Source organism: Streptomyces sp. NPDC033136 (assembly GCF_055578235.1).
This window is the reverse complement of sequence record NZ_JBVIPD010000005.1, coordinates 23,177-45,661: the sequence shown is the minus strand read 5'-3', so window position 1 is coordinate 45,661 and position 22,485 is coordinate 23,177. Positions and strand designations below refer to the sequence as shown.

At 73.0% G+C, this 22,485-nt stretch carries 22 protein-coding genes; 10 read left to right on the top strand and 12 right to left on the bottom strand.

Annotated features, from left to right (window positions below; all coding sequences use genetic code 11):
* Positions 1-105: 105 nt before the first annotated feature.
* The 4 genes from ACZ5TL_RS10815 to ACZ5TL_RS10800 all read right to left on the bottom strand — a co-directional run bounded on the left by ACZ5TL_RS10815 (position 106) and on the right by ACZ5TL_RS10800 (position 3,207).
* Complete coding sequence (locus ACZ5TL_RS10815; RefSeq protein ID WP_468589068.1) at positions 106-789, bottom strand: response regulator; 684 nt, start codon at positions 787-789, stop codon at positions 106-108.
* The gene (locus ACZ5TL_RS10810) at positions 786-2,006 is read right to left on the bottom strand and encodes a sensor histidine kinase (protein ID WP_468589067.1); all 1,221 of its coding nucleotides are present in this window, start codon (positions 2,004-2,006) and stop codon (positions 786-788) included. The genes ACZ5TL_RS10815 and ACZ5TL_RS10810 overlap by 4 nt, the downstream gene beginning before the upstream one ends.
* Before the next feature lie 113 nt (positions 2,007-2,119).
* Entirely contained in the window at positions 2,120-2,398 is a 279-nt protein-coding gene (gene pspAA / locus ACZ5TL_RS10805) for a PspA-associated protein PspAA (RefSeq protein WP_468589066.1), read from the bottom strand.
* A gap of 23 nt (positions 2,399-2,421) precedes the next feature.
* The gene (locus ACZ5TL_RS10800) at positions 2,422-3,207 is read right to left on the bottom strand and encodes a PspA/IM30 family protein (RefSeq protein WP_468589065.1); all 786 of its coding nucleotides are present in this window, start codon (positions 3,205-3,207) and stop codon (positions 2,422-2,424) included.
* A gap of 318 nt (positions 3,208-3,525) precedes the next feature.
* Here ACZ5TL_RS10800 and ACZ5TL_RS10795 point away from each other — a divergent pair, with 318 nt between their 5' ends.
* Both ACZ5TL_RS10795 and ACZ5TL_RS10790 read left to right on the top strand, forming a co-directional pair.
* Positions 3,526-4,125, top strand: coding sequence for a DUF3043 domain-containing protein (locus ACZ5TL_RS10795; RefSeq protein ID WP_468589064.1), 600 nt, complete (start codon positions 3,526-3,528; stop codon positions 4,123-4,125).
* An 83-nt stretch (positions 4,126-4,208) separates the two neighbouring features.
* Complete coding sequence (locus tag ACZ5TL_RS10790) at positions 4,209-4,910, top strand: class I SAM-dependent methyltransferase (RefSeq protein ID WP_468589063.1); 702 nt, start codon at positions 4,209-4,211, stop codon at positions 4,908-4,910.
* Between the two features lie 58 nt (positions 4,911-4,968).
* Here ACZ5TL_RS10790 and ACZ5TL_RS10785 read toward each other — a convergent pair whose 3' ends face one another.
* Positions 4,969-5,181, bottom strand: coding sequence for a hypothetical protein (locus ACZ5TL_RS10785; RefSeq protein ID WP_468589062.1), 213 nt, complete (start codon positions 5,179-5,181; stop codon positions 4,969-4,971).
* A gap of 222 nt (positions 5,182-5,403) precedes the next feature.
* Between ACZ5TL_RS10785 and ACZ5TL_RS10780 the strand changes: the two genes are divergently transcribed.
* The gene (locus ACZ5TL_RS10780) at positions 5,404-6,603 is read left to right on the top strand and encodes a bifunctional adenosylcobinamide kinase/adenosylcobinamide-phosphate guanylyltransferase (protein ID WP_468589061.1); all 1,200 of its coding nucleotides are present in this window, start codon (positions 5,404-5,406) and stop codon (positions 6,601-6,603) included.
* 89 nt (positions 6,604-6,692) lie between these two features.
* On the opposite strand, the gene ACZ5TL_RS10775 is transcribed toward ACZ5TL_RS10780, so the two are convergent.
* Entirely contained in the window at positions 6,693-7,739 is a 1,047-nt protein-coding gene (locus tag ACZ5TL_RS10775; RefSeq protein ID WP_468589060.1) for a class I SAM-dependent methyltransferase, read from the bottom strand.
* Between the two features lie 155 nt (positions 7,740-7,894).
* On the opposite strand from ACZ5TL_RS10775, the gene cobT reads away from it, so the two are divergent.
* The gene (gene cobT / locus ACZ5TL_RS10770) at positions 7,895-9,040 is read left to right on the top strand and encodes a nicotinate-nucleotide--dimethylbenzimidazole phosphoribosyltransferase (RefSeq protein WP_468589059.1); all 1,146 of its coding nucleotides are present in this window, start codon (positions 7,895-7,897) and stop codon (positions 9,038-9,040) included.
* A gap of 134 nt (positions 9,041-9,174) precedes the next feature.
* Positions 9,175-9,873: a hypothetical protein gene (locus ACZ5TL_RS10765; protein WP_468589058.1), complete on the top strand. Its 699-nt coding sequence runs from the start codon at positions 9,175-9,177 to the stop codon at positions 9,871-9,873.
* On the opposite strand, the gene ACZ5TL_RS10760 is transcribed toward ACZ5TL_RS10765, so the two are convergent.
* On the bottom strand, positions 9,813-10,574 hold the full coding sequence (locus tag ACZ5TL_RS10760) for a hypothetical protein (RefSeq protein ID WP_468589057.1): 762 nt from the start codon (positions 10,572-10,574) through the stop codon (positions 9,813-9,815). The two genes, ACZ5TL_RS10765 and ACZ5TL_RS10760, sit on opposite strands and share 61 nt — an antisense overlap.
* A gap of 60 nt (positions 10,575-10,634) precedes the next feature.
* On the opposite strand from ACZ5TL_RS10760, the gene ACZ5TL_RS10755 reads away from it, so the two are divergent.
* Together ACZ5TL_RS10755 and ACZ5TL_RS10750 are read left to right on the top strand one after the other, a co-directional pair.
* Positions 10,635-11,441: an adenosylcobinamide-GDP ribazoletransferase gene (locus ACZ5TL_RS10755; RefSeq protein WP_468589055.1), complete on the top strand. Its 807-nt coding sequence runs from the start codon at positions 10,635-10,637 to the stop codon at positions 11,439-11,441.
* 82 nt (positions 11,442-11,523) lie between these two features.
* Positions 11,524-12,129 (top strand): RDD family protein, encoded by a 606-nt coding sequence (locus ACZ5TL_RS10750; protein WP_468589053.1) that lies wholly within the window; start codon positions 11,524-11,526, stop codon positions 12,127-12,129.
* On the opposite strand, the gene ACZ5TL_RS10745 is transcribed toward ACZ5TL_RS10750, so the two are convergent.
* The 5 genes from ACZ5TL_RS10745 to ACZ5TL_RS10725 all read right to left on the bottom strand — a co-directional run bounded on the left by ACZ5TL_RS10745 (position 12,089) and on the right by ACZ5TL_RS10725 (position 18,734).
* Positions 12,089-12,868, bottom strand: a complete 780-nt coding sequence (locus tag ACZ5TL_RS10745) for an endo alpha-1,4 polygalactosaminidase (protein WP_468589052.1) — start codon at positions 12,866-12,868, stop codon at positions 12,089-12,091. The two genes, ACZ5TL_RS10750 and ACZ5TL_RS10745, sit on opposite strands and share 41 nt — an antisense overlap.
* An 8-nt stretch (positions 12,869-12,876) precedes the next feature.
* Positions 12,877-13,536, bottom strand: coding sequence for a spherulation-specific family 4 protein (locus ACZ5TL_RS10740; RefSeq protein ID WP_468589051.1), 660 nt, complete (start codon positions 13,534-13,536; stop codon positions 12,877-12,879).
* A complete protein-coding gene (locus ACZ5TL_RS10735; RefSeq protein ID WP_468589050.1) occupies positions 13,533-15,062 on the bottom strand; it encodes a hypothetical protein in 1,530 nt (509 codons plus the stop codon). The genes ACZ5TL_RS10740 and ACZ5TL_RS10735 overlap by 4 nt, the downstream gene beginning before the upstream one ends.
* Entirely contained in the window at positions 15,059-16,594 is a 1,536-nt protein-coding gene (pelF, locus tag ACZ5TL_RS10730; protein ID WP_468589049.1) for a GT4 family glycosyltransferase PelF, read from the bottom strand. Before pelF ends, ACZ5TL_RS10735 begins: the two co-directional genes overlap by 4 nt.
* A 106-nt stretch (positions 16,595-16,700) precedes the next feature.
* The gene (locus tag ACZ5TL_RS10725) at positions 16,701-18,734 is read right to left on the bottom strand and encodes a hypothetical protein (protein ID WP_468589048.1); all 2,034 of its coding nucleotides are present in this window, start codon (positions 18,732-18,734) and stop codon (positions 16,701-16,703) included.
* A 56-nt stretch (positions 18,735-18,790) separates the two neighbouring features.
* Here ACZ5TL_RS10725 and ACZ5TL_RS10720 point away from each other — a divergent pair, with 56 nt between their 5' ends.
* From ACZ5TL_RS10720 to lpdA, 3 genes are all read left to right on the top strand, one after another.
* The gene (locus tag ACZ5TL_RS10720; protein ID WP_468589047.1) at positions 18,791-18,916 is read left to right on the top strand and encodes a hypothetical protein; all 126 of its coding nucleotides are present in this window, start codon (positions 18,791-18,793) and stop codon (positions 18,914-18,916) included.
* 165 nt (positions 18,917-19,081) lie between these two features.
* Positions 19,082-20,608 (top strand): leucyl aminopeptidase, encoded by a 1,527-nt coding sequence (locus ACZ5TL_RS10715; protein ID WP_468589046.1) that lies wholly within the window; start codon positions 19,082-19,084, stop codon positions 20,606-20,608.
* 428 nt (positions 20,609-21,036) lie between these two features.
* Complete coding sequence (lpdA, locus tag ACZ5TL_RS10710) at positions 21,037-22,425, top strand: dihydrolipoyl dehydrogenase (RefSeq protein WP_468589045.1); 1,389 nt, start codon at positions 21,037-21,039, stop codon at positions 22,423-22,425.
* Positions 22,426-22,485: the final 60 nt, after the last annotated feature.

Below are 22,485 nucleotides of genomic sequence, written 5' to 3'. Positions count from 1 at the left end.
CGCCACCCCGAGTGCGGTTTCCGCTCGGGGTGCGCGGGGCTGAGGCCGACGGCGGTGCCGCCACGGCGGAAGCGGCAGCGGGCGCGCGGATGAGCGCGGTGGAGGTCACTCCACCCGTGGACGGACCAGGCCTGACTCGTACGCGATGACCACCAGCTGGGCCCGGTCCCGGGCTCCCAGCTTGGCCATGGCCCGGTTGACGTGCGTCTTCACCGTCAGCGGGCTGACCTCCAGCCGCTCGGCGATCTCGTCGTTGGAGTGGCCGCCAGCGACCAGGACGAGCACCTCGCGCTCCCGCCCGGTGAGCGATGCGAGCCGTTCGCCGCGGGCTGGGTCACGGTCGCCGTCGGCCGGGTCCTCCGTGGCGAGGAAGCGGGCGATCAGGCCCGTGGTGGCCGCCGGGGACAGCAGGGCCTGCCCCCCGGCCGCGGTACGGATGGCGGTCAGCAGTTCCTCGGGCTCGGAACCCTTGCCAAGGAAGCCGGAGGCGCCGGCGCGCAGCGACCGCACGACGTAGTCGTCGACCTCGAACGTCGTCAGGATGACCACGCGGACGTCGGTGAGTTCCGGGTCGGCGCTGATCATGCGGGTCGCCGCGAGACCGTCGGTGCCGGGCATGCGGATGTCCATGAGGACGACGTCGGCGCGCTGCTCCTTCGTCAGCCGGACCGCTTCCGCGCCGTCGGAGGCCTCGCCGACCACCTCCATGTCGGGCTCGGAGTCGACGAGCACACGAAAGGCGCTGCGGAGCAGCGCCTGGTCGTCGGCGAGCAGGACACGGATCGTCATGCGGGGTCCTCCCCGGGCGGTGTGCGGTTCTTGACCGGCAGGATCGCATGGACGCGGAAGCCGCCGCCGTAGCGGGGACCGGTGGTGAGGGTGCCGCGCAGGGCGGTGACGCGCTCGCGCATGCCGAGCAGGCCGTGGCCGCCGCCGCTGCCCGGTGCCTCGTTGTCCCCGCTGCCGTCGTCGAGCACGGTGATCTCGATGTTCGGTCCGACGCGTACGACGCTGACCTCGGCCTTGGCCTGGGTCCCGGCGTGCTTCTGCACGTTGGTGAGGGCCTCCTGGATGATCCGGTAGGAGGCCAGGTCGACGGCTGCGGGGAGGGTGGTGTCCTGGTCGGCGCGGGCGACCTCGATGTGCAGGCCGGCGCTGCGGAACGTGCCGGCGAGTTCGTCGAGGCGGTCCAGGCCCGGGGCGGGCTCGGTGGGGGCCTCCGGGTCGCCGGACTGCCGGAGCAGGCCGACGGTGGCGCGGAGTTCGTTGAGCGCTGAGCGGCTCGCCTCGCGGACGTGGGCGAGGGCCTCCTTGGCCTGGTCGGGGCGTTTGTCCATGACGTGCGCGGCGACGCCGGCCTGGACGTTGACCAGGGCGATGTGGTGGGCGACGACGTCGTGCAGGTCGCGGGCGATGCGCAGGCGCTCCTCGGCGACCCGGCGGCGGGCCTCCTCCTCGCGGGTGCGTTCGGCGCGTTCGGCGCGTTCGCGGATGGCCTGGACGAAGGCGCGGCGGCTGCGCACGGCGTCGCCGGCGGTGGCGCCGATGCCGGTCCAGGCGAAGATCGCGAGGTTCTCCTGGGCGTACCAGGGCAGACTGCCGGCGGCCATGCCCGAGCCGGTCAGCACGGTCATGGTGAGCAGGCCGACGCGCCAGGTGGTGGGGCGGTCGGTGGTGGAGGCCACGGTGTACAGGGCGACGACGGCCGACATCGCGACGGGGGCGCGGGGGTCGCCGCTGACGGACTCGATCACGGAGACGGTGCCGGTGAGGGCGAGGACCGTCATGGGGGCGCGGCGGCGGAAGACCAGCGCGGCGGCACCGAGGGCCATGAGGACGAGGCTGAGGGATTCGGGGGTGCGCAGGGCCCAGCTGACGCTGTCGCGGTGCCGGGGTTCCACGAACGACCCGGCGACCATGCAGACCAGGACGGCCGCGGCCAGGACGGCGTCCACGGCCAGGGGGTGCGCCGTGGCCTGGCATCTGGCCCGCTGGAGGGTGCTCACGGGGACTCACCGTAGCCGGGCCGGGGGCCGCGCCCCCAGGCCCCCGTCCGCCGGAACGGCCTCGTCCTCGCTCGCCGGACGGGCCGGCGAGGAACCACCGGGGCTCTGAACACTCAGCTGGGGATCAAGCCGTCGTCGCTCAGGAGCTCTTCGACCTGCTGCAGCGTCGCGTCCGGAGAGGGGAGGATCAGTTCCGACGGCTCCAGGGAGTCGTCCGGGAGGGGTTCGCCCAGGTCGCGGACCCTGGTGAGGAGGGCCTGGAGGGTGCGGCGGAAGCCGGGGCCGTCGCCGTTCTCCATTTCCGCCAGGAGTTCGTCGTCCAGCTCGTTCAGCTCGGTGAGGTGGCCGTCGGACAACCTCACCTGCCCCTCCCCCATGATCCGTACGATCATGTCGGCCTCCTAGGCGTGGACCCCTACTGCTTGTCGAAGCGCGGGGTGTCCTGCGGCTGCTGCTGCGACTGCTGCTGGCTCGTGCCGCCTTCGAGGGCCTGCTGCCCACCGCTGGCGCCGCCGGCCAGCTCGGCCTTCATGCGCTGCAGTTCCAGCTCCACATCCGTACCACCGGAGAGCCGGTCCAGCTCGGCCTGGATGTCGTCCTTGTGCATGCCGGAGGGGTCCTCGAGGGCACCGGAGGCGAGCAGCTCGTCGATCGCGCCGGCGCGGGCCTGGAGCTGGGCCGTCTTGTCCTCGGCGCGCTGGATCGCCAGGCCGACGTCGCCCATCTCCTCCGAGATGCCGGAGAAGGCCTCGCCGATCCGGGTCTGCGCCTGGGCCGCCGTGTAGGTCGCCTTGATCGTCTCCTTCTTCGTGCGGAAGGCGTCGACCTTGGCCTGGAGCCGCTGGGCCGCGAGGGTGAGCTTCTCCTCCTCGCCCTGGAGCGTGGCGTGCTGGGTCTCCAGGTCGGTCACCTGCTGCTGGAGCGCGGCCCGGCGGGACAGGGCCTCCCGGGCCAGGTCCTCACGGCCCAGGGCGAGCGCCTTGCGGCCCTGGTCCTCCAGCTTGGTGGACTGCGACTGCAGCTGGTTCATCTGGAGTTCCAGGCGCTTGCGGCTGGTCGCCACGTCGGCGACGCCGCGGCGGACCTTCTGGAGCAGCTCCAGCTGCTTCTGGTACGAGTAATCGAGGGTCTCGCGCGGGTCCTCGGCCCGGTCAAGGGCCTTGTTCGCCTTCGCGCGGAAGAGCATCCCCATACGCTTCATGACACCGCTCATGGGCTTCGCGCGCCCCCTTCTGACCGACTCCGGCTCCAGCTCCTGCGACAGAACCCACAGTACGGGCCCTGCATCCATTACCGCACTGTTCGGGGACGGATGCGCTCATCCCCAAGGACGACTGCGTGCGCTCCTGCTCCGGCGTAGGGAGTAGGTGGTCCCCGGGGTCACCGGAGCCGTGCACCCCGGGAAACATCCGAAGGCGTACGCAACGTCCCCTCTGTCCCCTTACTGACGACTGGTGTTGCCGGATCGTTCCCCACGGGACTGGGGTCCATGCCCTTCAAGCCCTTATCCTTGGGTTTTGTGTTCCGTAGCCGTGCGAAGGATGAGAAGGCCCAGGCAGCCGACAAGGCGCCGGTGACCGACTCCAGTCAGCCCCGTCACCCCGAGGCCCCCAAGGGCCGCCCCACGCCCAAGCGCAGCCAGGCCCAGTCCTCGCGCCGCAGCGTGGCCAACACGTCGATGACGCGCAAGGAGGCCGCCAAGCGCCAGCGCGAGGAGCGCCGCAGCGCCCTGGAGCGGCAGCGCCAGGCGCTGGCGAGCGGGGACGAGCGGTATCTGCCCGCGCGTGACAAGGGACCGGTCCGCCGGTTCGCGCGCGACTTCGTCGACTCGCGGTTCAACATCGCGGAGTTCTTCCTGCCGATGGCCGTGGTCATCCTCGTGCTGAGCATGGTGCGGGTGGCGGCGCTGCAGAACATCGCGCTGCTGCTGTGGCTCGTGGTGATCGTGCTGATCGTGGTGGACTCGTTCGTCACGGGCTTCCGTCTGAAGAAGCAGCTGAACGCGCGCTTCGCGGGTGAGAACCGCCGTGGCGCGGTCGCCTACGCCCTGATGCGCTCCCTCCAGATGCGCCGGCTCCGGCTGCCGAAGCCGCAGGTCAAGCGCGGAGAGCGGCCCTGACCACGACGCCGTTCTCCGGGGGTGCGGCGAATGCCTGGCTGGACAAGCTGGGCGGGCTGCGCGATGTCGTCCGGCAGGAGCTGGTGACCCGCCAGCTGGACGAACAGATAGTCGGGCGGTTCCCGGTCGGCCGGCGGCTGCGGGTGCTCGACGTCGGGATGGGCCAGGGCACGCAGGCGCTCCGGCTGGCCCGGGCCGGGCACCAGGTGACCGGTCTGGAGCAGGACGCGACGATGATCGCCGTGGCCCGGGAGTCGCTCGCCGGGGAACCGGAGGGCATCCGGAAGCGGATGCGGATCATCGAGGGCGACGGCCGGGACACCGGCGTGCACTTCCTGCCGGGCAGTTTCGACGTGGTGCTGTGCCACGGCGTCCTCATGTACGTCGAGGAACCCGACCCGCTGCTGGCGGGCCTGGCCCGGATGCTCGCGCCGGGCGGGCTGCTGTCGCTGCTGGTGCGCAACGGGGACGCGCTCGCGATACGGCCGGGGCTTTCCGGCGACTGGGCGGGCGCGCTGGCCGCGTTCGACACGGTCTCCTATCGCAACCGGCTGGGGCTCGACGTACGGGCCGACCGGCTGAAGGACCTCACGGCGACGCTCGCTGGGATCGGGGCGCCGCTGCACGCCTGGTACGGGGTGCGCGTGTTCACCGACACGGCGGCGGACGGCACGGAGGTCCCGGTGGACGCGGAGGCCCTGCTCGCGGTGGAGGAGAGGGCCGGACGGACGGATCCGTACCGCGGGGTGGCGGCGCTTCTGCACCTGTGCGGCGTACGGGGCTGACCGCTCGGAGGAGTCGGAAGAGGGGGTGGGCGGGGGCCGTCGGCCCCCGCCCCCGGGCTCACGCCTCGGTCGCGTGCAGGCTCATCGGCCCGTAGATCTCCGTGGCGTCCTCGAACAGCCGCACCTGGTCGGCACCGCCTTCCAGCAGGTCCTTCCAGTTCTCCCCGATCCAGGACTCGGCGTCCCCCTGGGTGGGGAACTCCTCCGGCGTCACCGCTGGCTGGACCTCCGTCCCGTCGGTCTTCTCGAACCGCCACGTCCATGCCGCCATGTACGCCTCCCATGTGTGTGAGCACACTGCACAGCGAAAAGCCGGATCTTGGTCCGGCCCCTGACACGAGCCTATGCGCTCCGCTGAGTGGGGCGTTACAGGCCTCGGGGGCGCGGGGGGCCCGTCATGTGCGGGCCGTGGGGGGTGATCGCGCGGTTCCCCGCGCCCCCACTGGGGCGTCGCCGACACGCATGTCCCGTGTCCACGGGTGAGAATCGGGGCGTGGAACTCACTCTCCTCGGCACCGGCGCCCCCGCGGGACTCCCCCGCCCCGACTGTCCCTGCGCGGCCTGTGCGGCCGCCCTCGGCCCGGACGCGCGGGCGGCCACCGCGCTGCTGCTGGACGGGGCGCTGCTGCTCGACCTGACGCCCGGAGCGGCGTTCGCCGCGGCGCGGGCGGGCCATTCCCTGACCGGCGTACGGCAGGTGCTGCTGTCGCATCCGCACGACGGGCCCGCCGTGGAGGTGCCGGCCGGGCTGCCGCAGCCCGGGCGGGTGCCGGACGGACGGGAGTTGACGCTGCTGACGGGGCACCGGGTGCGGGCGGTGGCCCTGGACGCGCCGGGCACTGGGTACGCGGTGACCGGGCCGGAGGGGCAGCGCCTGCTGTATCTGCCACCGGGCGGAGCACCGGCGGGGCTCGAGGGACGGGCCGAGTCGTACGACATGGTCCTCGCGGACGTCGTGGGGCGGCCGGACGCGCTGGCGAAGCTGCGGGCGGTGGGGGCGGTGGGGCCGACGACCGATGTGGTCGCCGTCCACCTGGACCACGACGTGCCGCCGGGGCCGGAGCTCGGACGCCGGCTCGCGGCGGCCGGCGCGCGGGCCGTGCCGGACGGGGCGACGCTGGCGGTGGGGGCCTACGAAGACGTGCCGGACGTGCCGCGGCGGACGCTGGTGCTGGGCGGGGCGCGGTCGGGGAAGTCGGTGGAGGCCGAGCGGCGGCTGGAGGCCTTCCCGGATGTGCTGTACGTGGCGACGGGCGGGTCACGCAACGGGGACACGGAGTGGTCCTCGCGGGTGTCCGCGCACCGGGAGCGGCGGCCGGGGTCGTGGCAGACGGCCGAGACCTGCGATCTGGTGCCGTTGCTGGAGGCAGAGGGGCCACCCCTGCTCATCGACTGTCTGTCGCTGTGGCTGACGGACGCGATGGACACGGCCGGGGCATGGGACGACGCGGTGTGGGCCGAGCGGGGGGAGAAGGTGTTGCGGGAGCGGGTGCGGGAGTTGACGGAGGCGGTGCGCTCCACCCGGCGCACCGTCGTCGCCGTCTCGAACGAGGTGGGGTCGGGGATCGTGCCGGCGACCGCGTCGGGCCGGCGGTACCGGGATGAACTCGGGCGGCTGAACGCGGGGTTCGCGGACGAGTGCGAGCACGTGCTGCTGGTGGTGGCGGGGCAGGCGGTCGTGCTGCGGGGCTAGCGGTGCGGATGCCGGCGCGGATGCCGGTGCCGCTGCCGGGTGGGCGCAGCCCGGGACGACGGGGCGCCGCCGCGCCCACCCGGCACCCCCTATCCCGGCTTGCGGGCGATCAGGCGGTAGGTGTTCGCGAAGCGGGTGCGGCGGGCCAGGGGGGCGATGAGGTGGTCGGCGACCGCCGCCAGGGCCACCAGCGGCACTCCCGCTCGGAGCAGAGCCGTGCGGAGGTGCTGGTGGACCTGGGGCGGGGGGATCGCCCGCCAGGGGGTGTCGGGGGCCGGGAGGGCGTGGGAGAGGGCCAGGGCCGTGGCGCCGGAGAGGTCGTGGGGGACGTGGACGGGGCGGTGGTCCAGGGTGAGGATCGCGCAGCCCGCCGCCTCCAGTTCGGCTCTGAGGTTCTGCGGGGGCAGCAGGTGGAGGTGGCGGGGCTGGTCGTAGGGGAGCCACCAGCGGCCCAGCAGGGCGGCGAAGACGCTGCGGGGGCTGAGGGTCTCCAGCAGCAGGTGGCCGCCCGGGCGCAGGACGGAGAGGGCGGCGTGGAGTTCCGCCCGGGGGTCGGAGGTGCCCTCCAGGTGGTGGAGCATGCTGACCACGTCGTAGCGGGCGCGCAGCGGGGCCGAGACGCGCGGGTCCGTCAGGCGGCCGACGTGGGCCTCCTCGACGCGGTCGGCGGAGCGGGCGCGGACCACGCGGGGGGTGGAGTCCAGGCCGTCGAACGCGGTGTAGGGGTGGAACCGCCGGGCCGTCGCGGGGAAGCACGCGTGGCCCGTGCCCACGTCCAGCCAGCTCTCCGGCTCCCCGAAGCGCAGCATCGCGCGGGCCGCCGAGCGGTGGCGGCGGGGGCTGGCCCGCAGGGCGAGGAGACCGTCGCTCGCCGGGTCCCTGGGCGCCCCGCGCACGCTGCGGTGGTAGAGGGCGAGGCCCTCGGCCGTGAGGCGGGGGTTCTGGAAGGTGTGGCCGCAGTCGCGGCACTCGTCGACGGTGAAACTGCCCGGCTTGTACTGCCGCACGTCCCCGGTGCGCAGCCGGTTGCGCAGGCGGGCGGAGCCGCACCAGGGACAGTCCTCGCGGCGTGGTTCGTGGACGCGGGCGGTCGTCCGCTCGACGGCGGGTGCGGAGGGGGCGGGATGGGCGGGCATGGGCGGCTCCCGGGCGCGAGGCGTACGGCAGGGACGTACGACAATCCGCTGCAAAAGGAACGTATGGGATGCCGATCTTGGGTGCAACGACGTGGCCGCGTCGTAGTCCCGATGTGGCGCCGTGCTGTTCGAGCGGGGCCGGTACTGTTCGGCGAATGAGCTCGCTTAATCTCGACGACTTCACCGATCTGATCGAGCGTCCGGACGGCGGGGTGCGCCGTGACGCCGAGGCGCGCCGGGAGCGGCAGATCGTGCCACCCGGGTCGCTGGGCCGCCTCGACGACCTGGGTGAGTGGCTGGCGGCGGCGCAGTCAGCCGTGCCGGTGCGGCCGGTCGAACGGCCGCGGGTGGTGCTCTTCGCCGGCGACCACGGCATCGCCGAGCGGGGCGTCTCCGCCCGTCCGGCGGGCAGCGCCGCGGAGTTGGTGCGCGAGGTGCTGGAGGGCGGCCGGCCGGTGTCGGTGCTCGCCCGGCGGCTGGGCGTGCCCGTGCGGATCGTCGACATGGCCCTGGACTGCGACCCCGAGGCCCTGCCCGAGGACGTCGTACGGCACCGGGTGCGGCGCGGCAGCGGGCGCGTCGACGTCGAGGACGCGCTCACCCCGGAGGAGGCCGAGGCGGCGTTCCGGGCCGGGGTCGCGGTGGCCGACGAGGAGGCCGACTCGGGTACGGATCTCGTGGTGCTCGGCGACGTGAGCGTCGGCGGGACCACGGTGGCGGGCGTGCTGGTCGCGGCGCTGTGCGGGGTCGACGCGTCGGTCGTGACGGGGCGCGGCGGGCTGGCCATCGACGACCTGGCCTGGATGCGCAAGTGCGCGGCGATCCGGGACGCGCTGCGCCGGGCCCGGCCGGTGCTCGGGGACCAGTTGCAGCTGCTCGCGGCGGTGGGCGGGGCCGACCTCGCCGCGATGACGGGCTTCCTGCTGCAGAGCGCGGTCCGGAAGATGCCGGTGGTGCTCGACGGGGTCGTGACGGCCGCGTGCGCGCTGGTCGGGCAGCGGATCGCGTTCCGGGCGCCGGACTGGTGGCTGGCCGCGCACGACAGCGGGGAGCCCGGGCAGGCGAAGGCGCTGGACCGGATGGCCCTGGAGCCGCTGCTGACCCACGGCGTGACCGTCGGGGAGGGCGCCGGGGGGCTGCTGGCGCTGCCGCTCGTGCAGGCCGCGGCGGCGCTCGCGGCGGAGCTGCCCGAGAAGCCGGAGGAGCCCGAGAAGGCGGCGGAGTCCGAGGAGCCCGAGAAGGCGTCCGAGGAGGCGGAGGCTGCCGAGCCGGAGCTTCCCGGGGCGCCCACCGGGCAGTAGCGAGCGGGGAGAGAGCCAGGTCACGTACGCCTGGCTCAACTTCGTGCCGTTCCGGTCGGTCCTGGAACGTGGTGTCGGTTCGACTGAGTCGCGGACACCCTCAGACGTTCCCCCGCACGGACGAGGACGACCCGATGAGCACGCTCGCCCGCTGGGCCCGCGCCGAATGGGGACCGCTGCACACCGCGGTGCGTGAGCCGCTGCGGGGGCGGCGGTGGCGGGCCGTGCCGATGGCGGTCACGGCCGTGTGCCTCACGGCCGTGCTGCACTTCGCGCACAGCCATGAGTGGGGCTACCGGTTCGTGCAGAGCGCTGGTGGCGTGCGGGCCGAGGACCCGCTGTGGCTCGCACTGCTGCGGACACCGATGTCGCTGTTCGTGCCCGCTCTGGACCTGCCCGTGTGGGGCGCGCTGGCGCAGATCCTGCTGGTGTTCGGCATCGCGGAACTCTGCCTGGGCCGGCGGCGGACCCTCGCCGTCGCTTCCGTGGCCACCCTCGCGGGCACCCTGTACGCACGCCTGGGCATCCGGCTGGGCCCGGACTCCCCGCTGGGCCTGCCCGCTTCGGACGCGTGGGTCGTGGACACGGGGCCGTCGGCGGCGGTGGTGGGCCTGGCCGTGTTCCTGGGCTGGCGCCACCGCGCGTACGTCACGGCCGGGGCGGTGATCGCGGCGATGGTGGCGGAGGTCGTCCTGAAGGAGAACCTCGCGGGCAAGGAGCACCTCGCGGCGATCGTGGCGGTGCTGGTGCTGTGCGCGGTCGGCGAGGCACGTCAGCGGCGTTCGAGGGCCCGGTCCGGCTCCTGGTCGGGCGCGCCGCCGATCCAGTCCTGAAAGGCGCGCCGGGGGCCCGCCCAGCGGCGGTCGTGGCGGTAGGCGCGCAGGCCGGACTTGGCGCGGGCACGGGGGCGCTTGCGGTAGAACCGCTTGGCCCACGGGGAGCCGGGCCGCGCCAGCCGCACGGCCCCGATCAGGGCGACCAGGGGGACGATCACGCCCAGGACGGCGAGGCGGACCTTGCCCTTGAACAGGGCGATGAGGGCGAACGCGAAGTTCACGAGGACGTTCCCGAGGACGACGGCGCGGTTCTGCTCCTGGTCCTCGTTGAGGTCGTCGACGCCCAGCGGCGAGAAGCCGACCAGGAGCAGGCCGACGAGGGCGGCGGTGAGGACGACCATCTCGACGCTCTTGCGGCCGTCCGGGGTCCAGTAGACGTCGGCGAGGTGCAGGATCAGGGCGAACTCGTCGAGGACGAGGCCCGCGCCGATGCCGAAGAGCACGGCGGCCAGGTACGAGCCGAAGCCGTACTGGCCGCCCGCGACCGCGCCGAAGCCGCCGACGAGCGTCAGGATGACCCCGGGGACCACGTGGTGGACGTGGACGCCGCCGCTGCTGACGTTGCCGAAGGGGCCCCTGCCCGCCCGGATGAGGCGGGTGATGACCCGGGTGATCACGAAGGTCAGCACGAAGGCGACGAGAGCGAGGAGCAACGGCAGCTTGCCGGGTTCGACGATGTTCCGCTCCAGCCATCCCATATGCGAACTTTATCCTCGGCTGTCGTTCCCGCTCTCCTGACCGGCCGGTAGCCTGCGCCGGTGCCCAGAACCACGCCCCTCGCCGGCCTCCTCGACGGCTTCCTCGACGGTCTCCGCTTCGCCTTCGGCACCCTCACGGTGCTCCCGGTCCGGGTGACCCGGTGGGACCGGGAGGCTGCGCGCGGCGGCATGCTGTGCGCTCCGCTGGCCGGGCTGGCCGTCGGCGCCGCTGCCGCCGCCGCCGGGCTGGTGCTGCTCTTCCTCGGTGCGGGCGCACCGCTGGCCGCCGTGGCCACCGTCGCGGTGCCGGCCGTGCTCACCCGGGGGCTGCATCTCGACGGGCTCGCGGACACCGCCGACGGGCTGGGCAGCGGCAAGCCCGCCGAGGACGCCCTGCGGATCATGAAGCAGTCGGACATCGGGCCGTTCGGGGTCATCACCCTCGTCCTGGCCCTCCTCGCCCAGGCCGCCGCGCTCACCCACGCCTACGAAGCCTCCTGGGCCCGGGGCGCGTTCGCCGCCGTCCTCTCCGCGGCCCTCGCCCGGCTGGCCCTGACCCTGGCGGCCCGGGCCGGGGTGCCGGCGGCCCGGCCGGAGGGGCTGGGGGCGACGGTGGCGGGTGTGGTGCCGGTGCGGTCAGCCGTGCCGGCGGTCGTCGCGCTCGCGGCGGTGGCCGCGGCGGTCGGCGCCCTCCTCGGGCCGTACGAGGTGGTCCGTACCGTCCTCGCGGTCGTCCTCGCCCTGGCCGCCGCCGAAGCGCTCCTGCGGCACTGCACACGCCGCTTCGGCGGGGTCACCGGGGACGTCTTCGGCGGTCTGGCGGAGACGTCGGCGACCACGGCCCTGGTCGTTCTGTCACTGGGCTGAAACGATCTTCCCGTTCCCCTCCTGCCCCGGCCGCCCAGCCGCTAGCTTCCTGTGCGGACACACAAGTGATCGGGGGATGTTCATGCCGAAGCTGCGCCGTGCCGTGGCCTGGTCCGTCGACTTCGCGCTGGTGCTGGCGCTGGCCTCGGTGCTCGCCACGCTCACCTTCCACCGGGTCTCGGCGCTCGTCACCGACGTGCCCGAGCTGGCCGCTCGCGGCGGTCTCGACCTGCTGACCTCGCGCGGTGACGTCGTCGACGCCTCCCAGGAGCTGGGAGTGTCGCTGTGGGGCAAGTCGGTGCTGTACGTCGAGCAGGCCTTCGGGCTGCTGGTGCTGACGGTGTTCCTCTACCAGTGGGCGTGCCTGGCCCTGGCCGGCCGGACGGTCGGCAAGGCCCTGGCCGGGCTGAAGGTCACTTGGAGCCTTCCGCACCGGGCCGCTCGGCGGGCCGCCGTCACCACCTTCGTGGACGTCGCCGTGTACGCGGTCGCCTGTGTGCTGCTGGTCGAGGGGCAGGTCGTGCTGTCGGTGCTGGTGTGGGCGGTGGCCGTGGCGCTGTTCCTGCTGAACGCGCTGCCGGTCCTCTCCCCCGGCCGCCGGTCCCTCGCCGACCGGGTGGCGGGCACGTCGGTCACGGCAATCGGCCTCAGCATGCCTGTCGCCACGCCCCCAGTTCGTACTTCTTGAGCAGCGAACTCAAGCGCAGGCGGCGGGAGTCGGCGCAGAAGCGGCCGGTGGGCACCTCGTACTCGACGTGGAAGACGGCCTTGCCCGCCTCGACGAAGGGCTTCAGCGCCGCGCACTCGCCGTACTGGGCGCACTGTTCGTTGACCGCGAAGTCGAAGTCCCCGACCAGTTCCGGGATCTGGTCCAAATCGTTCTTCAGCCCGACGGCCAGGCCCCGTTCGTGGGCGAGGCGGGCGATGAGGCGGTTGTAGCGGAGCTGGTCGGCGGCGGTGAGCGGGAAGCCGGTGTCGTTGCGGTAGCCGTCCATGTTGTCGGGCTCCACCGCGTCGAAGCCCTTGTCCCGGCACATGTCGATCCGGTCCGCCATGAGCGGCTCCAGGACGTCGGTGCGGCGGATGTCCAGCCAGCGCTCGCCCTTCCAGCCGTTGCCGCGGCCGAGGACAGCCCTGGGGAACTTCCCCGCGTCCGGCCGGAACTCCTCCCAGGCACCGGTGGACAGGTAGCAGATGACCTTGCGTCCGTCGTCGTGCAGCCGGGCGACCGTCTCCCCGGAGTGGTCGAAGCCGTCGATGTCGTACACCGGCACGTCGACCGAGGTGTCCAGGCGCCCGCTGAGCTGCCACTGCCAGGCGGTGCCGGGGCGGGGCTGCCAGCGGGGGCCGGGCTTGTCGTCGGGGGCCGGGGTGCAGCCCGCGAGCAGCAGGACGAGCAGGGCGGCGGCGAGCAGGGGGCGTCTCACGGGGCTTCTCACGGGGCGTTCTCCGGGTGGTGCAGGGTGTACGGAAGGGTGCCCCAAGGGTGATCTCCGGTTCCGGGCACCGCGCAGTGCATCGCCGCACCCCGCGCCCGGGCCAGTCCCTCCGGGTCGGCGCCGGGCGGCACGTCGTAGACCAGGTGGCACAGCCGTACGTCCGGGCCGCCGGGCCGGGGCTGCGGGGGCAGCGCGCGGTAGGCGGCCCAGGTGCCCTCGAAGGTGACGAGGACATCGGCGATGCGGGCGTAGCAGGGGTGCGGTGCCGTGCCGTGGTTGAGGACGAGGGTGCCGCAGCCGACGCCCCAGGCGGCGACCGCCAGCTTCTGGTAGTGCTCGAACTCCTCTGGCCCGGACGGAACTTGGTCGAGGAAGGCGCCGTCGGTGCCGTACCAGTCGCGGTGCCGGGTGAGGTCGCGGACGACGTCGGTGGCGGCGCGGCGGCCGTAGTCGGTGTCGGCGTACCCGAGGACCCGTACGCCCGCGGCTCGCAGTCGGGCGGCGACCTCGGCGAACGCCGGGTCGGGGCGGTCGCCCGGGCCGCTGGCCGGGTTGAGGACGACCCCGTAGAGGCGGGGCGCCGCCGCGACGATCGCGTCCCATTCGGCGGGGCGGACGGACGGGTGCTCGTAGTACGGGACCAGGAGAGTGCTCATCGGTGGGCGGTTGCCCTCCCCAGCAGCGTGCACACCAGGGCGGCCTGGACGACGGCCGCCGTGCCGTGGACGGCGGCACCGGCCAGGTGCGGATCGCCGGTGCGGGTGACGAGGAGCAGCGTCTGGGCGAGGGCGGCGGCGCAGCACACCGCCGTCGCGCCGGTCACCGCGCCGAACGACTGGAGCAGCAGGCCCGTCCACAGGACCACGCCCAGCAGGAGCAGCCCGGCCAGCCGGGCACCGCCCGGCACCGCGGCGTGCGGCCACAGGAGGGAGGCGGCGAGGCTCAGCGCGAGCAGCGCGGCGAGGTAGGCGGCCAGGCACTGGACGACCGTGAGGACCGTCGTGCGCCGGAAGTCCCGGGCGGTGCCGCTGGAGCGCAGTCCGGCGAGGCTGTCGCTGCGGAAGCGGTGGAGCAGCCACTCGGCGGGTCCCATGCTGAGGGTGAGCGCCACGGCAGCGGGCGCGGCGACCGCGCCGTCCGTCCCGCCGGCGAGGACGTCGCCGAGCGCCGTGTACAGCACGAGGACGCCGGTGCCGAGTCCGAACAGGGCGTACGGCAGGGAGCCCGTGAGCCGGGGACCGGCGGTGCGGTGGTGGGCCGGGCGGCGGTGGGCGGGCAGGGTGCCGAACGCGCCGAAGGGCACCAGGGCGACGAGGCCGGCGGTCCAGCCGCCCCCGCCCGCTTCCTTCAAGGCGGGTGCCGCTTCGCGCACGGCGAGGGCCGCCACCGCCGCCAGGGAACCCAGCAGCAGAGCCAGGCTCGCGGCCTCGGGCAGCGGATCGACGAGGGACAGCACCGCGCCCACCGCCATCGGCGCGAGGGCGGCCAGCAGGAACCGTTCGCGGCCCATCACCAGCAGTACGGTCGCCGCCGCCAGGTAGCAGGACTGCCCGGCGGCGAAGGCGACCACGGCCGGGGCGGCGCCGCCCGCGAACGCCAGGGCGACCAGCGAGCCGAGCAGCGCGCCGGCCGGGGCGCCGAGCAGCAGGGCGCGCCGGGCGGCCATGCGGTCGCCCAGCCCCAGCCAGGCGTAGGCCCGGTGGGCGAGCCCCTGGTTCCACGTCCAGCCGCACAGGGCGCCGGCCAGCAGCGGGACCGTGCCGGCGGGGAGGCCGAAATCGCCCGGGCCGGTGAACAGTGGGGCGCCGAGGACGTAGGCGAGGCCGGGCAGGGCGAAGACGACACCGCGCAGCAGGCAGCCGAGCAGGCCGGTCCGCCAGGGATCGGGGAGGGGGCCGTCGGGCTCGGGATAGCGGCGTTCGACGCGTTCGTAGAGGGTCTCGGCGAGGGCGAAGGAGTTCTTGAGGCCGTACCGCTCGCGTATCTGGTCGTCGGAGAGGCCGTCGGACTCCAGCAGAGCGGCTACCTCGTCCGGGTGGACGGCCGCGGCTACGAAGTCCTCCAGACGGTCGGCGAGTTCGTCGACCGGGTCGGGCAGGGCCCAGCTGGGCGTGCGCTGCCGGGGGATGCCGGGGAGGGTGTCCGGGCGGGAGCCCGGGGGCAGCCAGACGCTTCCGCTCACCAGCCGGCCCCGTCCGTCGCGACGGACGCGTACCAGGGGTCGCGCAGTTCCAGGGTCCAGTCGGCCACGGTCTCCAGCGTGGGCTCGTACACCTCGTCCTCGCCCGCGAGTTCCTTGTAGATGGTGCGGAAGGCGTCCACCGAGCGGCGCAGCGTGAAGCGGTCGATGACCCGCTGGCGTGACAACTCGCCCAGTTCGAGGCGCCGTCGGTCGTCCTTGAGCAGGGTCAGCGCGGCGGCGGCCATCTTCTCCGGCTCGCGCGGGGGCACCACCAGGCCCGTGTCGCCGACGGCCTCGCGCACCCCGCCGACGTCCGTCGACACCGTCGTACGGCCGCACGACATGGCCTCGATGAGGGAGAACGGGAAGCCCTCGGAGATCGACGACAGCATGACCACGTGCCCGGCCGCGTACGCGCGCCAGACCTCGCTGATGCGGCCCTCGAAGGTCAGGCCGTCGGTGACGCCCAGCTCGGCGGCGAGTTTCTCCAGGCGGGTGCGGTAGGCCTCGGCGCCGGGCGGGACCGGGCCGAAGAGCCTGAGCCGGGTCGCCGGGATCTCGGCGCGCACCATCGCGTAGGCACGGATCAGGGTCTCCAGGTCCTTGATGGGGTCGATCCGGCCGCACCAGGACAGGGTGGGGACCTCCGGCTCGGGGCCGGCGTGCGGGAAGGCGGCCGGGTCGACGCCGTTGTAGACCGTGTGGATCTTGCCGGTGTCGGCGCCGCCGCGCTCCTCCCAGCGGCGGTTGTACTGGTTGCACGGGGTGATCAGGTCGGCGGCGCGGTAGCCGTAGGAGTTGAGCTCGCGGTAGAAGCCGAGCATGAAGGCCTTCACCGGCCAGCGCTGGGCGTCGCCGCGGTAGCCGAGGTAGCGCTCGCGCAGGTAGATGCCGTGCTCGGTGAGGAGGAACGGCACACCGTCCAGGTGGCGGGCGGCGAGCGCGGGCAGGGTCGCCAGGCCGCTGCTGACGGCGTGCGCGACCGTGCCCTGGTCGGGGTTCTCGGGTAGACGGACGCCGAGCGGGCGCAGGGCGTGCTCCAGCAGGTCGGTCGCGGTCAGCGCGTCGTGCACGGTGGGGCGGGCGGCGGCCGTCGGCAGGTGCGGCATGGTCCAGATCCGCATCAGCGACCGCAGCGCCGACTCGGTGCGCAGCGCGGCCGGCAGGCGTCCGTCGCGGGCGAGTCCGGCCAGTTCGTTCAGGGAATCGCCGAAGTCGGCGTGCGAGCCGGGGTCCAGGAAGGAGAGCAGGAAACGCTCGTAGGTCTCGGTGAAGCGGCGGCGGGCCCTGCCGTACGGGGGGCTCGCGCGGCCGGGGCGCGGGCCCCAGGTCGGGACGGAGGTGTGCCGGCAGACGTTGGGCGGCAGCTCCCAGGTGACGGGTTCGCGGCCGCTGCCGGTGAGCGAGACGATGTGGAAGTCGACCTCGGGCATGCCCTTGACGAGCTGGTCGCACCAGGTGCTGACGCCGCCGTGGACGTGCGGGTAGGTGCCTTCCGTGAGCATGGTGACATGACGGCCTGTTCGCCTCATGCGGTGTTTCCCCCTGTATTGCGGATGATGTGCGGGGAACTGCCGGCCCGGATGCCGAGTGGGGCTTCGTTCGAGCTGGTCGCGCAGTTCCCCGCGCCCCCTTTGGTCAGGGCAACTTCAGCGTGAGAGCGGACTGGAGTGCTGCCGGAGTCGTCCAGGCCGAGCGGGCTCCTGCGTACGGGGTGCCGAACGCGCTGGTGCCGAGCACGAGTTGCTTCTTGGTGCCCTCAGGGACGGTCACCGGGATCTGCGTCCCGGACGGTGCCGTGACCGTGACCGTGTCGCCGATCCGGTACGCCGTCACCCGCCCGTTGGCCAGGGCGGTCTGCCAGGCGGCGCGGCGCTGCACCTCGGTGCCGATGGCGCTGTGCCGGGGGTTCTCCAGCGGGGTGTTGTCGGCGAACAGCACCCGGTAGTCGTCGAGCACCTTCTCCATGACCGGGTAGAGCAGCCGGTCCTCGGCCAGGTTGGACTGGTGTGCGTAGTGCGGCCGGGGGTCGCCCGCGAGGACGTGCCCGAGGGCGGTGCGCGCCTCCTGCGGGACGATGTGCCCGGTGTATCCGGTGGCCGGGTCGAGCGGCTCGTCCAGACACGTCGACGTGGGGTCGTCCTCGCAGACGCCGCTGCCGCCGTCGGCCCGCGAGGTGTAGACCCAGTTGTACTCGTCGGCCATCTCGGCCGCCGTGCCCACGTTGTAGTACACGTTCATCGGGTGGCGCGGGACGGTCAACGCCCCGCCGATCCCCCGCTGCTCGGGCTCGCGGGAGTTGTCCGAGGCGATCCACCTGACGCCGGTGTCGGCGAGGGCGCCGGCCAGGTTGGGGTTGTCGGCGGGCTGCTGGGGCAGGGTCTTCAGGCCCGAGTGCTCACCGGTGACGAGCTCGGTGCGGTCGACGGGAAGGCCCTTGTTCACCGCCCAGGCGTGGTTGTCGCGGATCTGCGCGGCGATCTCGGCGCGGCTCATGTACTTCGTCGAGCCGTCGGCGTTCTTCGCGCAGCTCCACGGCACGCTGGAGGTGTCCTGGACGCAGCCCAGGAAGGGGTGCGTGTAGGTGTGGTTGACCCAGCGGTACTGGGCCTTGTCGGCGAGCAGCCGGGCGGCGAGGGCGTCGGTGCCGCCGTGCTCGGTCTTCCACTCCTCGCCGGAACCGGCGTTGAAGACCATGTCCATGGTGAAGCCGTGCTCGCGCTGCCACTGGGCGGCGTGGACGGCGTCGTCCTCGGTCATGCGGATCGGCGTGGTGCCCTCGCCGTCGCCGCCCGCGCAGTCGAAGTCGCCGGGGGTGCAGTTGCGCTCGGTGTCCCAGCGGCTGTCCGGGGCGAACACGTCGTCGATGTGGACGGCGAAGGAGTTGCGGGTCCGGCCCAGGTGCACGCCCTGGGTGAGCCACTCGACGATGCCGCGGGCCAGCAGCCGGAACTGCTGCTGGTTGCTGTTGTAGGCGAACGTCACCACGAGTTCGCGGCGGCCGTCGTGGGCGTACTCGCCGACCAGGCTGCCGCGTCCGGTGCCGCCGGGCACCGGGATGTCGACGTAGCTGGTGAAGCCCGCCCGGGGCCGGGCGACGTAGCCGTAACTCTCCGGTACGGACGGGGCGTTGTCCTCGAACCGGAACGCGCCGTCGAGGTAGCCGAACCAGCCCGTCTTCCCCGCCGCCGTGACGGATGCCTCGCGCCCGTCAAGGGTGCCCGCCCAGCCGCCCTCGCTCGTGTAGTCGAGGCCGACCTCCGGGTGCGCCCAGGTGTAGGCGTCGACCTGCGGGATGCCGTACGTCCGCTCGTAGGCCTCCAGGGCGGTCTGCTCGGCGGAACCCGCGCCGAACGGGGCCTCGTTCGGCAGGACGACGCCCTGGTACTTGGCGCGGGGCCGGCCGTCGACGGTGTCGCTCAGGAACGAATCGGTGATCTTCGGACGGCCGGCGTCGTTCAGGTCGATCGTCGTGTACGGGACGCCCGTGCTCCTCAGCTGGGCCGTGACGGCCTTCACGGGGCTGTCGCCGTTGTCCACCACCAGCACCTTCAGATCGATGCGCGGGTCCTCGGCGGCCGCCGCCCCGGGCGCCACCGCCCCGGCCGTGATCATGCCTGCCGCCGTCATCGCTGCGGCCGTGTTTCTCCATCTGCGCGCACGCTGCGCCATGGTTCCTCCCCCAGAAGATCCCCCGGATCCCCTCGCGGTCGCACAGAGGAGGATCCGTGGAAATCATGCAAAGCGGCGAGCAGGCCGCTCACCGGATCGCGACGAGTGTGACTCAGTTCACCGGAGTGAGGGATCAAGAAGTGGCCACTACGCCACCGACAGGTGAACGCCCGCAGGAATGAGCGAACGGGGTCACGCGCGTAGTCTCGACGTCGAGTGTTCGCCGCACCGGGGAAGGCCCCGTGAGACCCGGACCATTGGGATCGGAATAGGGTCGGCTGTCGGGCCCGGTCGACCCACACCGTTCGACCACCGCAACTTCACATCGGAAGCGAGATTTCACCACCGTGACTGCTCTCACTCTCAGCACCGCCGCGGCGACCGGTCTGCGGGCCGACGCGATCGTGATCGGTGTCGCCAAGGGGGCCAAGGGGCCGGTCGTCGCACCGGGCGCCGAGGCCGTGGACAAGGCGTACGACGGCAGGCTCGCCGCCGTTCTGGAGACGCTCGGCGCCGCCGGTGCCGAGGGCGAGGTGACGAAGCTGCCGGCGCCGTCCGGGTTCAAGGCACCGCTCGTCCTGGCGGTGGGCCTGGGCGCGGTTCCGGAGAAGGACGCCGACTACGACACCGAGGCGCTGCGCAGGGCCGCCGGCGTCGCCGCCCGCGCTCTGGCCGGGTCCAGGAAGGCCGCCTTCGCCCTGCCGCTGGCCGACGCCGCCGACGCCGGTGCGATCGGGGAGGGCGCGCTGCTCGGCGCGTACTCCTTCGACGCCTACAAGGGCAACGGCAAGGACCCCAAGGCGAAGAACGGCAAGGCCCCGCTCGCCGAGATCGCCCTGCTCGGCGGCAAGCCCCGCGACAAGGCGTACAAGGCCGCGATCGAGCGCGCCACCTCCGTGTCCGAGGAGCTCAACCGCGCCCGGGACCTGGTCAACACCCCGCCGAACGACCTGAATCCCGAGGCCTTCGCCGCGATCGCCCAGGCCGCGGCCAAGGAGCACGGCATCAAGGTGCAGGTGCTCGACGAGAAGGCCCTGGTCAAGGGCGGTTACGGCGGCATCCTCGGTGTCGGGGCCGGTTCGGCGGCGGGACCGCGTCTGGTCAAGCTGTCGTACACCTCCGCCAAGGCGAAGAAGCACCTCGCCTTCGTCGGCAAGGGCATCACCTATGACTCGGGCGGCATCTCGCTGAAGCCGGCCGGTCACAACGAGACGATGAAGTGCGACATGAGCGGTGCGGCCTCGGTGTTCGCCGCCGTCGTCGCCGCCGCGCGCCTCGGCCTGGAGGTCAACGTCACCGGCTGGCTGGCCCTGGCCGAGAACATGCCCTCCGGTTCCGCGACCCGTCCGGGTGACGTCCTGCGGATGTACAGCGGCAAGACCGTGGAGGTGCTCAACACCGACGCGGAGGGCCGGCTGGTGCTGGCCGACGCGCTGTGGGCGGCGTCGCAGGAGAAGCCGGACGCGATCGTGGACGTGGCGACGCTGACCGGGGCGATGGTGCTGGCGCTGGGGAACCGGACGTTCGGGATCATGGGCAACGACGACGCCTTCCGCACGGCGCTGCACGAGGCCGCGGAGGAGGTCGGGGAGCCGGCGTGGCCGATGCCGATGCCGGAGCACCTGCGCAAGGGCATGGACTCGCCCACGGCCGACATCGCGAACATGGGCGAGCGGATGGGCGGCGGGCTGGTCGCCGGGCTGTTCCTGCGCGAGTTCGTGGGCGAGGGCATCACCTGGGCGCACCTCGACATCGCCGGGCCGGCGTTCAATGAGGGCGGGCCGTTCGGGTACACGCCGAAGGGCGGCACGGGGTCGGCGGTGCGGACGCTCGTGCGGCTGGCGGAGCTGACCGCCGCGGGTGACCTGGGCTGAGTTCCGCCCACGAGCTCGGTCTCGCCGGTCGTGCGGCGAGTGCGGGGGGCGTGGGGGCTGTTCGCGCAGTTCCCCGCGCCCCTGGGAGGCATGTCCCGCCGTCGGTCGCCGGTGCACGTCGAGGGCTGGTCGCGCCCGCGCGGCGGAGCCGCAGACCGGATACAGCCCCGCGCCCTGGGGTGCGCTGTCCTCGCGCCCGTGCGGCGGAGCCGCAGATCAAGCACAGCCGCGCGCCCCTTGGGCGCGGCTCATCTGAACGTGGGGCGTCTCACACAGCAGCCCGGCGTCTCCTTGTGTGCCGACAAGTGCGAAGATGGGGCTCGGCAGGACAGGGCCCCACCGAAGGGCCGAAGAACGAGCGGCCGGACACCAGCCGCCTGCCGGTCACTGATGACCGGCTCACGGCGCACATGCATGGAGGACGTGACGTGGCGAACGACGCCAGCACCGTTTTCGACCTAGTGATCCTCGGCGGTGGCAGCGGTGGTTACGCCGCGGCCCTGCGCGGGGCGCAGCTGGGCCTGGACGTCGCCCTGATCGAGAAGGACAAGGTCGGCGGTACCTGCCTGCACCGAGGATGCATCCCCACCAAGGCCCTGCTGCACGCGGGTGAGATCGCCGACCAGGCCCGCGAGAGCGAGCAGTTCGGCGTGAAGGCCTCCTTCGAGGGCATCGACATCGCCGGCGTCCACAAGTACAAGGACGGCGTGGTCGCCGGTCTGTACAAGGGCCTGCAGGGTCTGGTCGCCTCCCGCAAGGTGACCTACATCGAGGGTGAGGGCCGGCTGTCCTCCCCCACCTCCGTCGACGTGAACGGCCGCCGCGTCGAGGGCCGCCACGTCCTGCTCGCGACCGGCTCCGTGCCGAAGTCGCTGCCCGGCCTGGAGATCGACGGCAACCGGATCATCTCCTCCGACCACGCCCTCGTCCTGGACCGCGTTCCGAAGTCGGCGATCATCCTCGGCGGCGGTGTCATCGGCGTCGAGTTCGCCTCCGCGTGGAAGTCCTTCGGCACCGAAATCACGATCGTCGAGGGCCTGAAGCACCTCGTCCCGGTCGAGGACGAGAACTCCTCCAAGCTCCTGGAGCGCGCGTTCCGCAAGCGCGGGATCAAGTTCAACCTGGGCACCTTCTTCGAGAAGGCCGAGTACACCCAGGACGGCGTCAAGGTCACCCTCGCCGACGGCAAGGAGTTCGAGGCCGAGGTCCTGCTGGTGGCCATCGGCCGCGGCCCGGTCTCCCAGGGCCTGGGCTACGAGGAGCAGGGCGTCGCCATGGACCGCGGCTACGTCCTGGTCGACGAGTACATGCGCACCAACGTCCCGACGATCTCCGCCGTCGGGGACCTCGTCCCGACCCTCCAGCTCGCGCACGTCGGCTTCGCCGAGGGCATCCTGGTGGCGGAGCGTCTGGCCGGCCTGAAGACCGTTCCGATCGACTACGACGGTGTCCCGCGGGTGACGTACTGCCACCCGGAGGTCGCCTCCGTCGGTATCACCGAGGCCAAGGCCAAGGAGATCTACGGTGCGGACAAGGTCGTCGCTCTGAAGTACAACCTCGCGGGCAACGGCAGGAGCAAGATCCTGAACACCGCGGGCGAGATCAAGCTCGTCCAGGTCAAGGACGGTGCCGTGGTCGGCGTCCACATGGTCGGCGACCGCATGGGCGAGCAGGTCGGCGAAGCCCAGCTGATCTACAACTGGGAGGCGCTGCCCGCCGAGGTCGCGCAGCTCGTCCACGCCCACCCGACGCAGAGCGAGGCGCTCGGCGAGGCCCACCTGGCCCTGGCCGGCAAGCCGCTCCACGCGCACGACTGACCCCTCGGTCGACGAACGCGACGACACAGACTTCCGCACTTTCCGTAAGGAGCAACCGAA